The 14,194-nt window shown below is 61.3% G+C and carries 16 protein-coding genes and 1 pseudogene; 10 read left to right on the top strand and 7 right to left on the bottom strand.

Annotation, left to right across the window (positions count from 1 at the left end):
• Positions 1-217 precede the first annotated feature (217 nt).
• Positions 218-352: a hypothetical protein gene (locus X739_RS1000000171170; protein WP_023771254.1), complete on the top strand. Its 135-nt coding sequence runs from the start codon at positions 218-220 to the stop codon at positions 350-352.
• Between the two features lies 1 nt (position 353).
• Here the strand turns inward: X739_RS1000000171170 and X739_RS152340 are convergent, their stop codons facing one another.
• From X739_RS152340 to X739_RS152325, 4 genes are all read right to left on the bottom strand, one after another.
• Positions 354-581: a hypothetical protein gene (locus X739_RS152340; RefSeq protein WP_023794699.1), complete on the bottom strand. Its 228-nt coding sequence runs from the start codon at positions 579-581 to the stop codon at positions 354-356.
• A gap of 258 nt (positions 582-839) precedes the next feature.
• Entirely contained in the window at positions 840-1,058 is a 219-nt protein-coding gene (locus X739_RS152335; protein ID WP_023794700.1) for a hypothetical protein, read from the bottom strand.
• A gap of 397 nt (positions 1,059-1,455) precedes the next feature.
• On the bottom strand, positions 1,456-1,680 hold the full coding sequence (locus X739_RS152330; protein WP_023771257.1) for a hypothetical protein: 225 nt from the start codon (positions 1,678-1,680) through the stop codon (positions 1,456-1,458).
• Positions 1,677-1,943, bottom strand: a complete 267-nt coding sequence (locus X739_RS152325; RefSeq protein WP_023794701.1) for a hypothetical protein — start codon at positions 1,941-1,943, stop codon at positions 1,677-1,679. The genes X739_RS152330 and X739_RS152325 overlap by 4 nt, the downstream gene beginning before the upstream one ends.
• 353 nt (positions 1,944-2,296) lie before the next feature.
• Here X739_RS152325 and X739_RS152320 point away from each other — a divergent pair, with 353 nt between their 5' ends.
• The 3 genes and pseudogenes from X739_RS152320 (at position 2,297) to X739_RS152315 (ending at position 4,568) form a co-directional block, all read left to right on the top strand.
• Entirely contained in the window at positions 2,297-3,082 is a 786-nt protein-coding gene (locus tag X739_RS152320) for an SDR family NAD(P)-dependent oxidoreductase (protein ID WP_031252035.1), read from the top strand.
• A 123-nt stretch (positions 3,083-3,205) separates the two neighbouring features.
• A pseudogene (locus X739_RS01000000166095) lies at positions 3,206-4,196 on the top strand (zinc-dependent alcohol dehydrogenase).
• Between the two features lie 132 nt (positions 4,197-4,328).
• Positions 4,329-4,568, top strand: coding sequence for a hypothetical protein (locus tag X739_RS152315; protein WP_023771261.1), 240 nt, complete (start codon positions 4,329-4,331; stop codon positions 4,566-4,568).
• A gap of 23 nt (positions 4,569-4,591) precedes the next feature.
• On the opposite strand, the gene X739_RS152310 is transcribed toward X739_RS152315, so the two are convergent.
• Together X739_RS152310 and X739_RS152305 are read right to left on the bottom strand one after the other, a co-directional pair.
• Positions 4,592-4,966: a response regulator gene (locus X739_RS152310; protein ID WP_023771262.1), complete on the bottom strand. Its 375-nt coding sequence runs from the start codon at positions 4,964-4,966 to the stop codon at positions 4,592-4,594.
• Positions 4,963-8,103 (bottom strand): CheR family methyltransferase, encoded by a 3,141-nt coding sequence (locus tag X739_RS152305; RefSeq protein ID WP_051410589.1) that lies wholly within the window; start codon positions 8,101-8,103, stop codon positions 4,963-4,965. Before X739_RS152305 ends, X739_RS152310 begins: the two co-directional genes overlap by 4 nt.
• 69 nt (positions 8,104-8,172) lie before the next feature.
• On the opposite strand from X739_RS152305, the gene X739_RS1000000169305 reads away from it, so the two are divergent.
• Together X739_RS1000000169305 and X739_RS152300 are read left to right on the top strand one after the other, a co-directional pair.
• Positions 8,173-8,400 carry a hypothetical protein gene (locus X739_RS1000000169305; protein WP_156939358.1) on the top strand — a complete coding sequence of 76 codons (228 nt, stop codon included), beginning with the start codon at positions 8,173-8,175 and terminating at the stop codon, positions 8,398-8,400.
• A 4-nt stretch (positions 8,401-8,404) separates the two neighbouring features.
• Positions 8,405-9,001 carry a response regulator gene (locus X739_RS152300; RefSeq protein ID WP_023782367.1) on the top strand — a complete coding sequence of 199 codons (597 nt, stop codon included), beginning with the start codon at positions 8,405-8,407 and terminating at the stop codon, positions 8,999-9,001.
• 148 nt (positions 9,002-9,149) lie between these two features.
• Here X739_RS152300 and X739_RS152295 read toward each other — a convergent pair whose 3' ends face one another.
• Positions 9,150-9,422: a hypothetical protein gene (locus tag X739_RS152295; RefSeq protein WP_023771266.1), complete on the bottom strand. Its 273-nt coding sequence runs from the start codon at positions 9,420-9,422 to the stop codon at positions 9,150-9,152.
• A 215-nt stretch (positions 9,423-9,637) separates the two neighbouring features.
• On the opposite strand from X739_RS152295, the gene X739_RS152290 reads away from it, so the two are divergent.
• The 4 genes from X739_RS152290 to X739_RS152275 are packed head-to-tail and all read left to right on the top strand — an operon-like array spanning position 9,638 to position 14,194.
• Complete coding sequence (locus tag X739_RS152290) at positions 9,638-10,744, top strand: NAD-dependent epimerase/dehydratase family protein (protein WP_023794704.1); 1,107 nt, start codon at positions 9,638-9,640, stop codon at positions 10,742-10,744.
• Positions 10,741-11,820 (top strand): GDP-mannose 4,6-dehydratase, encoded by a 1,080-nt coding sequence (locus X739_RS152285; protein ID WP_023794705.1) that lies wholly within the window; start codon positions 10,741-10,743, stop codon positions 11,818-11,820. The genes X739_RS152290 and X739_RS152285 overlap by 4 nt, the downstream gene beginning before the upstream one ends.
• Positions 11,817-13,109 (top strand): TIGR04295 family B12-binding domain-containing radical SAM protein, encoded by a 1,293-nt coding sequence (locus X739_RS152280; protein WP_023794706.1) that lies wholly within the window; start codon positions 11,817-11,819, stop codon positions 13,107-13,109. Before X739_RS152285 ends, X739_RS152280 begins: the two co-directional genes overlap by 4 nt.
• Complete coding sequence (locus X739_RS152275) at positions 13,094-14,194, top strand: glycosyltransferase family 4 protein (protein ID WP_023794707.1); 1,101 nt, start codon at positions 13,094-13,096, stop codon at positions 14,192-14,194. Before X739_RS152280 ends, X739_RS152275 begins: the two co-directional genes overlap by 16 nt.

Raw genomic sequence — 14,194 nt, forward strand, 5'->3', positions numbered from 1 at the left:
GAATTGATCTAGAGCGCCCGGTTTGCCCGTCAATCAAACGCCACCGCTCGGACAGGCGCCGACCGCGGGACATGAGGACCAGCGACAGTGGCCCGCAGGCCACGACAGAACCAATTCAAGCGGAACAAAGCATCGATTGTGGGATTGGAACAGGGGGGAAAGTGGCGACCCGTCCTGATCGTCGACGTGATGGGCTGCTGGCACAGAGGATTCCGCAATGCCTCGTCTGATAGTCTGGATAGCCATCGTGGCAGTCGTCGTCATTGCGGCTTGGTTGTGGTTCGGCAGCCATAGACCGAGCAACGATGGCGGCAGCCAGCCCGCGCCCCACGCGATCGACCAGAACGGCTAGTTCAATCCTGCTCTATTGGGTCTGTAGGGTTCTCGATCCTGTATTCGTGGACCAGGCCAAGAACCTGTTTTCTCACTGTCTCGCGCGCTTCGGGCTGAATGAAAACCATCAGCCGGTCGACGGTTTCAACGACGGGCCGCGGCAGGTCCGCAACTGCGTCGGTGAGCTCGCTGCCATGTTCATACATGTTGTCCGTCAGCTTCTTGTCCAGATCGGAAAGTATACCCATCACCAAGCTCCATAGCTTTTGCTCTCCATCCTGATAAAGGTCAGTCCAGCGGAGATGTTCCGAGAAGCACGCAAGCTCCTGTCGTCGGTTCGATATGCGAAGCGCGAGCCAGAGCCAGTGGGAAAAACCAGCGGCCAACCAGACCGGGAGCAGAAGAAGCGTCAGACACAACACGGTGGATGACAGACAACGCCCTCGGCTGTGATATGAAGGACGGCGGGACTGTTGACCAAGTTGCGGCTGTTGGCGAGCGGTGAATCACTGCTGCCCCGGCATCTCGGTATTTTCCTTGGGGTCTTTCTTGACTCCCGCGGCCGGTGAGGTGTCGGCCGGAGCGTTGCCGCCCTGGTTCTGTTCAGGCGCTCGTTTCAGGGGCGAGGTGCGCCACCCCATATCGACGTAGAGAAAGCCGATCAGGAAACCGACAATTATGACCCCGGCTATCACCAGCGAGAGTAGTGCGTTGCGTCGTTCCATCCTGCGGCTCCCTTAGCCTGCCGAACAGCCAATGACGAAAATAGTTCCACAGCCAGGTGGCACCGAGGCCGGGCACCGGCCGTCGCCCCAGCAGCGTGGCAACTTAAGGGATCGAGCGCGGCCGGGTCGCGCCAGCGCCGCGCGCTTCGCGGGCTCCGGAAGGTCAAGAAGCGCGAGGTTTGAAATTCGCATTCGCAAGAGCGTCATGAAATCTGCCGTTGCCGATCTGTCGAAACCAGACGCGGCGTCGCTTTGCTGTCGGCTCATGCGCGACNAGCGTCATGAAATCTGCCGTTGCCGATCTGTCGAAACCAGACGCGGCGTCGCTTTGCTGTCGGCTCATGCGCGACTTACGACTCTCGCCGGCGTTACAACCCGACAAGCAACAACGCTGCCCCTAACCACCAGACGGCTTCGGTAATGCCGGTTGCCTCGGCTGCGTGCCTTGCTGGTCCCCGCCGGTACTGGACTGCGGTGTCGGATTGGTATCCGTGGTTGGATTCTTGTCGACCGGCTGGCTGTTCATCGTATCCGTCTTGGATTTGACGGGGTCGGCATTGTTGTTGCACGCCGCCAAAACGAGCAACGCCGACGCCGACCAAATCAACCACATCGCTTTCATGCCGACTTTTCCTGGATGAGTTCGGGTGAAGCAGCCTGCAAGGATCCTATCCGGTCGAACCGGATGGAAAGCCCTTGTTTGACGGCACTTTTAGCCAGCAAATTATCCAGCTCGCTATCGTCGATGGGGCTGCGAACCACCTGACGAATGGCCTTGCACGCCAGCTCGGTCGAGACGAAATCATATCTCCTGCTTCTGGCGGATACATATTGTTCGACCAGCATCTTCACGCGCCTGAGCGCGATTTCATCGGCATATCGCATTTCGTTTCTCCTGCGGCCGAACTGCCGAGTGTGTGGGTTGTTCCCAGATGAACTCAAGACATGACCGCCAAGCTCGTGAGAAAGCCCGCGCCTCCCGGCAGGGGAGCGCGCGGGCTGATCAGGCTGAGGGGAACCCGATCGCGCGGCGTCAAACTAGGGGAGCGACGACGCCGCACGACACCGAACATGGATCGACCTCAGTTGTTCCACTTCGCCGTCCCCGAGTCGTTCGCGCCTGAACGCGCCAAGGGAGTCGACTGGCATGGTCCTCCGGCAGCCAGCATTTCGATCTGGTCCACGCGGAACAATCAGGGACCCCGCTGGTTCGGCCAGAACGGTTTTCGGAGGACATGATGACCAATGCAAAGCTGGCCGTGGTGACGGGCGCATCGAGCGGCATCGGCAAGGAACTTGCCAAACTATGCGCCAAGGACGGCTATAACCTGATCATAGCCGCCGACGAGCCCGCGGTCCAACAGGCGGCCGAGGCTCTGGCTTCGCATAATGTGACTGTTGAAGCCATCGAGGCAGATCTGGCATCCGTCGAGGGCGTCGATCAACTCATCATGCAGATCGGCGATCGCGACATCGACCTTCTGTTCCTGAACGCCGGACGCGGACTCGGCGACGGCTTTCTCGACCAGGATTGGCAGAAAGTTCGCCGGGTCATCGACACCAACATTACCGGCACGGTCTACCTCGCGCATGAACTCGGCGCCAGGATGGCTCGCCGCGGCCGTGGCCGAATTCTGTTCACCGGATCGATTGCCGGCTTCATGCCCGGCACTTTCCAGGCGGTCTACAACGGCACCAAGGCGTTCATCGATTCCTTCTCGATCGCACTGCGCCATGAGATGCAGGACACCGGCGTCACAGTCACGGTGCTGATGCCGGGGGCGACGCAGACGCGGTTCTTCGAACGCGCCGAAATGATGGATACAAAGGTCGGCACCGATGAGAAGGACAATCCGGCCGACGTCGCCAAAACCGGCTATGAGGCGATGATGGCGGGAGAGGAACAAGTGATCAGCGGCTGGAAGAACAAGTTGCAGGTCGCCGCCGCGCATATCACCCCGGCAGGCACGCTGGCCGAACAGCACCGCAAAATGGCCGAGCCGGGTTCGGCGTCCAGAGACTGATCTCTTCCTGTCCGCGAACGCAGGCCCTTTGTGAGTATCGCAAGATAATCGTCGGTGGCAGCCCACTTCGGCTGAACGATGAATTTGCCGACACCTCAAAATAGTCAACGCAGGAGCAACACGATGAAAGCCCTCACATGGCACGGCAAAGGCGATATACGCTGCGATCAGGTGCAGGATCCGTCCATCGAGGATGACCGTGACGTCATCATCAAGGTCACCTGCTGCGCCATTTGCGGCTCGGACCTGCATCTGATGGACGGCTACATGCCGACCATGGAATCGGGCGACGTGCTTGGACACGAGACCATGGGAGAGGTCGTGGAGGTCGGCCGTGGCCATTCCAAGTTCAAGAAGGGCGACCGCATCGTGGTGCCGTTCAACATTTCGTGCGGCGAGTGCTGGTTTTGCCAGAAGGGGCTGTTCTCGCTTTGCGATCGGTCCAATCCCAATGCCAAGCAAGCGGCGGAGGTGATGGGACAATCGCCGGCCGGCCTGTTCGGCTATTCGCATCTGGTCGGCGGCTATTGGGGCGGCCAGGCCGAATATCTGCGCGTTCCATTCGCCGATGTCGGCCCGATCAAGGTGCCGGAAGGCATGGATGACGAGCAGGTGCTGTTTCTTTCCGACATCTTTCCGACCGGCTACATGGCAGCGGAGAACGCCGGCATCGAGCCCGGCGACACGGTCGCGATCTGGGGCTGCGGTCCGGTCGGCCAGTTCGCCATCCAGAGCGCATGGATGCTCGGCGCCGGTAGATCGGAAGAGCACACGTCTNGCTGCCTTCCTCGGCACCGACAGGCCACATGTGCTGCGCGAAGCAATCTACTGTTGCCGCAAGGGCGGCACCATTTCGATCCCCGGCGTGTATATCGGCCTCGTCGATCATATCCCCTTTGGCGCCGCGATGAACAAAGGCCTGACGTTCCGTATGGGCCAGACCCATACGCAACGGTATCTCGAACCGCTTTTGGCCAAGGTCCAGACCGGCGAGATCGACCCGTCCTTCGTGATCACGCACAGGGCCGGCCTCGAAGCCGGGCCTGATCTCTACAAGACGTTTCGCGACAAGCAGGACGGCTGCATCAAGGTGGTCATGCGGCCGCATGGGTGAGCCGTTCATCGGCACGAGAACCGTTTCGTCTTCGCTCGTGCCCTCCCGTTGACGGCGTCGGTGCCGTCGCGGTCGCGGAACTTTCAATCTTGCCGATGATTGAGATCGTTTCGTGCAAGGAAAGGAACCATCATGGCCAAGGAAGATTCTGCCTCGAAACCCGCCGTCCGGTCACCGAACGCCGAGGGCCTGCCGCACCCAAGGAGGGATGCCAGCGACACGGATGCCGGTGCAAAACCGCTGACGCCAAGGACCTCGGGCGCGTCGCGTCCGTCGAGCGTTCCATTGGACAATCCGGTCGCCAACCGAAATGCCGGTCGGCCGCGCCAGGCGAGCACCACGCCCCGGCCCACCGACAAGCCGCTGGATTGATCGCGACGGACTGGCTCTTTAGATCATGACGACTTCTTGGCGCGAAGCGACGCCAGGTCGGCCACGGCAGTGAGGATAGCCGCTTCGCTTGCGGGTTTTGCCACGAATTTGCAGTTTCGGAACCGGGCGGGAAGATCGCCCCGCCCATATCCCGTTACGAACGCGAAAGGAGTGCCGCGAGCCAGCAATATCTCCGCGATCGGCAGGCTCGTTTCGGCGTTAAGTTGAACGTCCAGCAATGCCATGTCGACCTTGTCGGCCTCGACCAGCCGAAGTGCGGCGGCAACGGACGAAACAGGCCCGACCACAGGATAGCCCGCTGCACGCAAGTCAGACGCGACGTCCTCCGCGATCAGCCACTCGTCCTCCACCACCAGAACGCGAGGTCTGTCGCTCACGGCGCGTCCTTGTGGTTTGCCGAAAAAGCGATCTGGACATCGAGGCCGTCCTTGCGGAAGGAGGTGTCGACCTGGCCGCCGAGCCTGTAGCCGATTTCCCCCTTCAACAGGTTCAGGCCGAAGCCGTTGTTCAACGGCTCCTTGACCGGAGGGCCGTCCTTTTCGCGCCAGCCAAGCGTGAAATTATCGCCATCCATCGCCCATCTGACGCCGATCCTGCCTCGAGGCTTGGACAGGGCGCCATACTTGGCCGCATTGGTTGCCAGTTCATGGATGGCCATGCTGAGGGAAAGTCCCTGCTGCGGGCCGAGTCTTACGTCGTCGCCATCGAGTTCGATCCGTTCGATGCCGAACGGCTCGAGTTCCTGGTGGAGCAGTTCCTTGACCGAAGCTTCTTTCCACCTCTCGCGGGTCAGCAGTCCGTAGGCCCGGGACATGGCATGCAGCCGGCCGATCAAGGCCTCCGCGAACTCTTCCTTTGTATCCGAACTGTCCCGCGTCCGGTTGGCGATGCTGGCGATCACCGCCAGCATGTTCTTGACGCGATGGTTGAGCTCCGAGATGAGCACCTGCTGATGCTCTTCCGCCCGCGCCAGGGTGGTAACGTCGACAAGTGTCACCACGACCCCCTGTATCCTGTTGCCCTTGTCCCGATAGGGATTGATTCGGACCATGTGAAACAGACCCCTGGAATCGCGCGCAAGATGGTGGTTCAGGATCTCGCCTGTCTCGAAAACCTTGTCGATGTGCTGCTTCAACTCGGGATAGTCGAGTTGGCTCGACAGATCCGTCAGCGGCCGGCCGACGTCGGAGGGGCGCAGACTGAAGAAGGATGAGGCCGCCGGCGTGAAGGTCCGCACCACAAGACTGCGATCGAGAAAAATGGTCGCGATGTCGGTGCTTTCGAACAGATTGCGCAGATCGCTGTTGGCGTGATCGAGCTCTTCTATCTTGCTGGTCAACTCCGCGTTGATCGTGTTGAGTTCTTCGTTCAGCGACTGCATCTCTTCCTTGGACGCTTCAAGCTCCTCGTTGGTGGATTGCGCCTCTTCGTTGACGGAGACGAGTTCCTCGTTCGACGATTTCACCTCTTCGAGGGCCGTCTCGTATTCCTCTATGGTGGATTGAAGACGCTCTCTTGTGTCTCGCAGTTCCCGCTCGAGATCGGCGGTGCTGTCGCTGTCACGGCTGCCATCGTCCTCATCGGACCGGGCCATGGTCGGGCCAGACGGCTCGAAGAGGACAAGGTAAAGCGGCTCACCATTGCCCCTCTCGGCGAGCGGTTCGATCGTCAGCCTGATCGGTTGGACGCGTTCGTCGTCTTCCTCGACGGCGAGGTTGTCCCGCACAACAGTGCGGCGTGTCGTCGTCGCCTCCCTCAATGCGGCGCGCAGGTCCAACCGAAGCCCGCGGCGCGCCATCGTCAGCAACTGCCGGCTGGGGATGCCTTGCGGCGCTTCGAGGTATCTGCCGGTCCTCGCCGAATAGTAGACGACGTCGCCTTCGGCGTTGACGAGGACATGCGGCGGCGCGAACCGCTCCAGCACCTGCGCCTCGACAGCTTGGCGCAGCGGATATCCGATCGTGCCCTTCTTCAAGCCCGCGGTTTCGGCGGGAAAGACGCCGGAAGGGACATCCCCAATAAGGGCCGGCAGCCTAATATGTGGCGAGGCATGCTCCCGTGCCTGGAAGAGGCGATGTTTCTTGTCGACGGTGGCAAACAGATTTTCGTGCTGCCCGACGCTTTCGGACGTGCCGAGGAAAAGATAGCCACCCGGCTTCAGCGAATAGTGGAAGACAGGAAGAACGCGGCTTTGAATGGCCGGGCCGAAATAGATCAGCAGGTTGCGGCACGAAACCAGATCCATGCGCGAAAAGGGCGGATCGCGGATGACGCTATGCGGCGAGAAGATGCACAGTTCCCGGATCTCGTTGCTGATGACGTAGCTCTCGCCATCGCCGTTGAAAAACCGCTGCTTGCGCTCCGGGGAAAGACCCTGCATCAAGGCTTCGGGATAGCGTGCGGCGCGCGCCACCGCCAGGGCCGGCTCGTCTATGTCGGTGGCGAATATCTGGACGCGCGGAACGGCAGAAAGCGTTTCCATGTGTTCACGCAGCAGGATGCCGATGGAGAACACCTCCTCGCCGGTGGCGCAGCCGGGAACCCAGACCCTAACCGTGTCGGTCGCGGTCTTGCCCTCGAACAGCCTCGGGATGATCTTTCGTTCCAGCAATTCGAAGGCATCGGGATCGCGAAAGAAGTTAGTGACATTGATCAGGAGATCGCGAAACAGGTTCATCACCTCGCGAGGGTCCTTCTTCAGCCAGTCGATATAGGCGCTGATGGACTGAATCTGGGCGATCTGCATGCGCCGCTTGATCCGGCGTAGGAACGTCTTGGTTTTATAGCCTGAAAAGTCGTGGCCGGAGTGGCTGCGTAGAATGCCGTATATCTGTTCGCGGACTTTATCTATGTCGGCCGTATGGTCGTCTTCTTCGTTCGTCAGCCCGTCCAGCGTGTCGAAGCCGCGGGCGTAAGCCTCGAGCTTCGCCCCAATCTCCTCGGCGGGCACGGCAACATCGATGAGCCCGCTGGCAATAGCGCTCTGCGGCATGTCGGGATTGCGCGGACCGTAGCCGTCCGGCGCTTGCGCCACGGTGAGCCCGCCCCGCTCCTTGATGGCCTTCGCACCCAAGGTTCCGTCGGAATCACCTCCCGACAGTACGACGCCGACCGCGTATTCACCCTGGTCTTCGGCGAGTGCGCTGAAGAAGATGTCGATGGGTTTGCGCTCCTGGGTAAGCCCATTGGGCCGCCGCAGGTGCAGCACGCCATTCTCGATGACCAGAGTGACGTTTTCCGGCATCACATAGACATGGTCGGGTTCAACAGCCACGCCGTCCTCGACCACCACGACAGGCATGTCGGTGTAGCGGTCGATGACCTCGTGCAGCAGGCTGTTGCGCTTGGGACTGAGATGCGTGATGATCACGAACGCCATGCCGGGCCGATCGGTGATGCCCTTGAAAAACCCTTCCATTGCGGGAATGCCACCCGCGGACGCTCCAATGCCGACGATGGGGAACTTGATTGATCGGGTTGTCACGGCATGTCCCCCCTTTCGCCCGACCGACATGAAGTCTCTCAAGGTCGGATCGGACAGGACACAACCATATAGCGCGCAGGGAGGATGGAACAAGTCAGCATGCATGACGTTGAACCCGATATCCATGGTGGTTCAATGACAAAACGCTCTGCTGGCCTGAAACTCCTGGCGCCAATGGTGCCGGGGGCGCCTGAATTAATCGAAGGTCTCGATGGGCCCGTCCCGGATCGCATGCTGGCGCTTGCGAAACGATTGCAGGCGGCGCTGGATGACAGGAAAGCGGAAGTGGCTTCTTTGCATCCTAAACTCCGTTCGAAGAAAGGATGACGACGTGCGCGATCTGCGGGGGTTGCATATTCTGATTGTCGAAGACGAATGGTCGATGGCGGGAGATCTTGCGAGGTTTTTCAGCAACATGGGTGCTATCATCCTCGGGCCCGCGGCTACCGTCGAGCAGGCGTCTGAACATACCGATCAAGCCGAAGCTGCGATCCTGGACGTCAATCTTAACGGCCGACGCGTGTTTCCGATCGCCGACAAGTTGATGCGCCGCGGTATCCCGTTCGTATTCTTTAGCGGCGACAACGACATCGCCATCCCCGAGCATCTCCGTTACGCCAGCAATTTGCGGAAATCCTCGGGCAGCAAGGCTGTGTTCAATGCCCTTTTTCCGCCGCAGGGGTCCGAACAAGCGGACATCTCCGTGCCCTCCCCGCCAGACGACGTTTTCACTCTTTTGCCCAAACTGCGCCTCGCGGCGCGTCTTCTGCTGGGGGACGTCAACGCATCGGACCGGCTGGTCGAGAGGACACTCGAGCAAGCGATCCGGGACGTGGACCACCGGCAGCTTGGCCAGTCCACCGAAAACTGGCTCAACGACGTCATGCGAGAAGTGGCAAAAGCCCGCGGCGCAAAGCTGATGCATTGAATTCTCCTGGGCCGAAGCCAAGGCGCTTCCCTGGGGGATTGCTGGATCGCTTTTCTGGCTCAGGGCCCGAAGCAATGGGGCCGTCGATTGTTCCAGCGAATTTCGAGATTTTCTAGGGCCCGCGGCACCGGTCGTAGGCCAGCCTTTCTCAACTCTTGCGATCACGCTCGACGAATTTGTTGAAACGGCTGGATTTTCCGTCGCTGGTCTTGGCCTGATAGAGGAAGGCCAGATCATTCTCGTCGAATATCCGGAAGAACTCGTCCCAATCGATAGGGTCGAATGCTTCCTCGGGCTCGCCAAAGTCGATCCGCAAGATGCCGCCCTCCCCCTTGGTGCGGACCACCGCCGGACGACCTTGTCGCTCCTCGGCCCATTTGCGAATTTCGTCGTGATTGGTGGTCGTCTGGGACTGCGACATTGAAATCTCCCTTGATCATCGGCTTCGCCTTTCGGCGTCACGGCGGCTGTCGAGCGCCCTAACAGCATACCGGCGGCAATGTTCCCGCATTGCGGCCCGATGGCGTTGCGCTTGCTTTCAGACGAAGCCCGCGAAGGGAACTTTGTTGAAGCACAGGGAACAAACCTTTTGCCGAAAAGTTCGGGGCGCCGAGGTCACTTGTCCGAGGAGTCGTCGTGAAACGCATATTGGTTACAGGAGGCTGCGGCTTCATCGGCCGCCACGTCACACAAGAACTCATCGCTCAGGATTATTCAGTTCGTATTCTCGACGCCCTGCTGGAGCAGGTGCATGCAGGCGAAGCAGTCGCGCTTCCCGCCGGTGCCGAACTGATCAAGGGCGACATTCGCGACCGCGAGGCCGTTGCCGAGGCGCTGGAAGGCGTCGACGCTGTCATTCATCTGGCGTCGGAAGTCGGCGTCGGACAATCAATGTACGAGATCGCGCGCTATGTCGGCACCAACGATTTGGGCACGGCGACACTGCTTGAAGCGCTGATCAAGCATCCGGTCGAAAGGATCGTCGTCGCCTCCTCGATGAGCGTCTATGGCGAGGGCCTCTATGCCACGCCCGACGGCCGGCGCATCGACAACGCAAGGCGCAAGACGAGCGACATCAAAAGCGGACAGTGGAATCCGCTGTCGCCGGAAGGCGAACCCCTTTCGCCGCTGCCTACGGATGAAGAAAAACCGGTCGATCTCGCCTCGATCTACGCGCTGACGAAGTACGCCCAGGAACGCGCCGTGCTGATCTTCGGCGAAGCCTACGGCATCGATGCGGTCGCGTTGCGCCTGTTCAATGTCTTCGGTGCCGGCCAGGCGCTATCAAATCCCTATACCGGCGTGCTGGCCAATTTCGCTTCACGTCTCGCCAATGGCCAACGGCCGATGATCTTCGAGGATGGCGAACAGAAGCGCGATTTCGTGCATGTGCATGACGTCGCCCGCGCCTTTCGCCTTGCCCTGCAGCAACGTCAGGCAAAGGGCCACGTCATCAACATCGGCAGCGGCCGCGCCTATGCGATCAGCGAAGTCGCGCGATTACTGGCGGAAGCCATGGGAACCCCGAACCATTCGCCCGAGTTGCTCGGCAAGGCGCGCTCCGGCGACATTCGCAACTGCTTCGCCGATATCTCCAAGGCACGTGAGTTGCTCGGTTTCGAACCCGGCCTGCGATTGGAGAACTCTCTCGGGGATTTCGTTTCCTGGGTGCGCAACACGGCCGCCGTCGACCGCGGCGCCGAAATGAAGCGCGAACTCGAAGAGCGCGGGTTGGTGTCATGAGCCCGGGCGCACGCAACCGACGCGAAGCGCCGGTCGCCATCATCGGCGGCAGCGGCTTCATTGGATCAAACCTGGCCGACAGCCTGTTGTCGGATGGCGAGCCGGTGCTGGTGGTCGATAATCTCAGCCGTCCCGGCGTCGAACAGAACCTGCAATGGCTTGCCCAGAAACACGGTGGCCGTTTAACAGTCGAGACCACCGATGTGCGGGATGCCAATGCCTTGGCGCCAGTTCTGATGAGATCCAAGGCGATTTTCCATCTGGCCGCGCAGACAGCCGTCACCACGAGCCTGGTCCGGCCGGACGAGGATTTCGACATCAACCTTCGCGGCACGTTCAACGTGCTGGAAGCGGCGCGGCTGAGCGGCGAGCGCATCCCGGTGATTTTCGCCAGCACCAACAAGGTTTACGGCAGCCTCCCCGACATCGCAGTTCGCGCGGACGACGACCGCTACATACCTTGCGATAGCGCGATCCAGGCCGGCGGCATCAATGAGGCCCGCGGTCTGGATTTCTGCACACCCTATGGCTGCTCCAAGGGCGCGGCGGACCAGTATGTGCTCGACTACGCCAAATCCTACGGCATGCCCACGGCGGTGCTGCGGATGAGCTGCATCTACGGACCGCGCCAGTTTGGAACCGAGGACCAGGGTTGGGTAGCGCACTTTCTGCTCAGCGCCCTGAGGGGACGGGAAATCACCATCTATGGCGACGGCAGGCAGGTGCGCGACATCCTGCACGTTTCCGATGCGGTCGCCGCCTACAAGGCCGTGCTGGACCGGATCGAGATCACCACGGGCCAGGCATTCAATCTTGGCGGCGGACCAGAAAATGCGCTCAGCCTGCGTATGCTGTTGAGCGAGATCGGCAGCCTGACCGGCCGCGAACTCTCGGTCCGCCACGATGGGGAACGGACCGGCGACCAGCCCTTCTTCGTCGCCGATACCCGCAAGATCGAGACCGCGCTTGGCTGGAAGGCCCAGGTTGCGTGGCGCGAGGGCATTCGCGATCTCGCCGACTGGCTGCAGCGCCACCGGCTCGAGCCCCGCCCCGAAGCCGTGAGGTACGTCGCATGAGAATAGCCCTGGTCAACCCGTCCTGGACATATGACGACAGCATCTATTTCGGCTGCCGCCAACCGCATCTGCCGCTGGAACTAGGCTATTCGAAAGCCCTGCTTGAAGCGGCCGGCCATGAGGTGCTGATGCTGGATGGGCAATTGCAGAAGCTCGATAATTCCGGGCTCTGCGAACGCGTGGTTGATTTCGCACCGGCAATGACGGTCGTCAGCACCGCGCCGACCTATCTGTTCTGGCGCTGCGCACCGCCCGAATTGCGGGTGCCGGCCGACTTCCTCAATCGTCTGGCCGGGCGTGGCGGACGCACGGTCGCGGTCGGCCCACATGGTTCGGCGACGCCGGCGCCGACCTTGCGCAAGCTGGGCGTCGGCATTGTCGTGCGGGGCGAATGCGAGGAAGTCGTCGCGGAACTTGCACGGCGCGACGATTGGAGCGCGGTACCGTCGACCGCCTATCTGCGGGACGCCAAGCTGGTGTCCAACGGAGGCGTCCATGCCAGTTCGTTTGTCGATCACCCGCCGCTGGAATGGCCATCCGACTGGATTGCGGCCCATTCACACCACCATCACCGGTTCGATAACCAACAGCTTGGATTCGGCGCCGAGGTCGAGGCCTCGCGCGGCTGTCCCTACAATTGCAGCTTCTGCGCCAAGATCGATTTCCGCGATGCCTATCGCCGCCGCAACCACGAAGCGGTGGTAACTGAAATCGATCGGCTGATCGCCCAAGGTGTCGGCTACATCTACTTCATCGACGAAATCTTCCTTCCGCAAAAAGCGTTGCTGGAGGCGTTGGTCGGCCGCGATGTGAAATTCGGCGTCCAGACCCGCATCGATCTGTGGAAACCCGAGCTGCTGGAACTGCTGGGCGCGGCAGGCTGCGTGTCCATCGAAGCCGGCCTCGAAAGCCTGACGGTGGAAGGGCGGGCCATGCTGGCGAAGCGTTGCCGGCTGGGCACCGAGGAGCTTGCCGCGCTACTGGTCAAGGCCAGACGCCACGTTCCCTTCGTCCAGGCCAATCTGATCGGCGTCGTCGAGGACGATCCTGCCCTTGTCGATCACTGGCGCGCCCACCTGATCGACAATGGCGTGTGGGCCAATGAACCCGTACCGCTTTATCCATATCCGAGTTCGCCCAGCTATCGCGAGCTTTGGGGCGAACCCGACGACCTTGCCTGGGAGCGCGCCCATGACCATTACCTCGCATCGTTCCAGAAGTTCAGCGACATCCAGGAAAAGCGCCCGCGCCCGCTGGCGGAACTGGAGGCGGCATGTTGCGGACACTGACGCCACGCAAGCGCCGCATCCTGATGACCGTCGACGCCATGGGCGGAGTATGGCGCTACGCGCTTGATCTCGGCCGGGAACTGGTCAATGGCGGCGACAGCGTTGTGTTCGCCGGTCTGGGGCCGCAACCATCCAAGCAACAGGCCGAAGAGGCACGGTCTTTCGCGACGCTCATCTGGCTGAATACGCCTCTGGACTGGATGACCCGCAGCGCCGGCGACCTCGACGGTCTGCCGCTGGAATTGCGTGCGCCCATACGCGACTACGCCATAGACCTTGTCCATCTCAACGGACCGACGCAGGCCGTGGGGTTGGACGCGCCTTGCCCAGTTATAGCGGTCTCGCATTCATGCGTGACGACATGGTTCCATTCCGTCAAGAGACAGGCGTTGGATGGCGCATGGAGCTGGCAGAAAGAGCGCAATAGGCACGGCTTCGACAGGGCAGACGCAGTCATCGCCCCAAGCCGCAGCCATGCCGAGCTGCTCGAGACCTGCTATGGCCCGATCGCACGCCTTCACGTCGTCGGAAATGCCGCACACCCGGTCCCGACAGCAGAAGCCCGCCAGCCGCTCGTCTTCGCCGCCGCCCGCTGGTGGGACGAGGGAAAGAATGTGGCGGTGGTCGACCAGGCCGCCTCGTTGACGCAATGGCCTCTCTTTACAGCCGGTTCGCTTCACGGCCCGAACGGCGAGCGCGCCATCGTCAAGCATGCCGTTCCTCTCGGAGCACTGCCGCATGACGAGGTGCGCTCCTTGATGGCCCGCGCCGGTATTTTCGTGTCTCCGTCGCTCTACGAACCGTTCGGTCTGGCGGCGCTGGAAGCGGCCATGTCGGCAACGCCCCTGGTGCTCTCGGACATCCCGACCTATCGCGAGTTATGGGATGGGGCCGCGATGTTCTTTGACGGGCGCGACCCGCATGATCTCGCTGCCTGCATCAATCGTCTTTCCAGCGATGCCGGGCATAGGCGAGAGCTCGGCCACGCCGCCCTCCGCCGAAGCCGCGGGTACACGCTGGCGAGGCAGGCAGCGGCCATGCGCGATGTCTACGAAAAGGCGGCGCTGGCCGTTGCGGAGCGCTGA

The organism is Mesorhizobium sp. LNHC209A00, from assembly GCF_000502915.1.
GTDB lineage: Bacteria > Pseudomonadota > Alphaproteobacteria > Rhizobiales > Rhizobiaceae > Mesorhizobium.

What these genes read in the sequence shown, in the direction of transcription:
- X739_RS1000000171170 (WP_023771254.1), top strand. Translation starts at nt 218, where the DNA reads ATGCCTCGTCTGATAGTCTGGATAGCCATCGTGGCAGTCGTCGTCATT.
- X739_RS152340 (WP_023794699.1), bottom strand. Translation starts at nt 581, where the DNA reads ATGGGTATACTTTCCGATCTGGACAAGAAGCTGACGGACAACATGTAT.
- X739_RS152335 (WP_023794700.1), bottom strand. Translation starts at nt 1,058, where the DNA reads ATGGAACGACGCAACGCACTACTCTCGCTGGTGATAGCCGGGGTCATA.
- X739_RS152330 (WP_023771257.1), bottom strand. Translation starts at nt 1,680, where the DNA reads ATGAAAGCGATGTGGTTGATTTGGTCGGCGTCGGCGTTGCTCGTTTTG.
- X739_RS152325 (WP_023794701.1), bottom strand. Translation starts at nt 1,943, where the DNA reads ATGCGATATGCCGATGAAATCGCGCTCAGGCGCGTGAAGATGCTGGTC.
- X739_RS152320 (WP_031252035.1), top strand. Translation starts at nt 2,297, where the DNA reads ATGACCAATGCAAAGCTGGCCGTGGTGACGGGCGCATCGAGCGGCATC.
- X739_RS152315 (WP_023771261.1), top strand. Translation starts at nt 4,329, where the DNA reads ATGGCCAAGGAAGATTCTGCCTCGAAACCCGCCGTCCGGTCACCGAAC.
- X739_RS152305 (WP_051410589.1), bottom strand. Translation starts at nt 8,103, where the DNA reads ATGTCGGTCGGGCGAAAGGGGGGACATGCCGTGACAACCCGATCAATC.
- X739_RS1000000169305 (WP_156939358.1), top strand. Translation starts at nt 8,173, where the DNA reads ATGCATGACGTTGAACCCGATATCCATGGTGGTTCAATGACAAAACGC.
- X739_RS152295 (WP_023771266.1), bottom strand. Translation starts at nt 9,422, where the DNA reads ATGTCGCAGTCCCAGACGACCACCAATCACGACGAAATTCGCAAATGG.
- X739_RS152285 (WP_023794705.1), top strand. Translation starts at nt 10,741, where the DNA reads ATGAGCCCGGGCGCACGCAACCGACGCGAAGCGCCGGTCGCCATCATC.
- X739_RS152280 (WP_023794706.1), top strand. Translation starts at nt 11,817, where the DNA reads ATGAGAATAGCCCTGGTCAACCCGTCCTGGACATATGACGACAGCATC.
- X739_RS152275 (WP_023794707.1), top strand. Translation starts at nt 13,094, where the DNA reads ATGTTGCGGACACTGACGCCACGCAAGCGCCGCATCCTGATGACCGTC.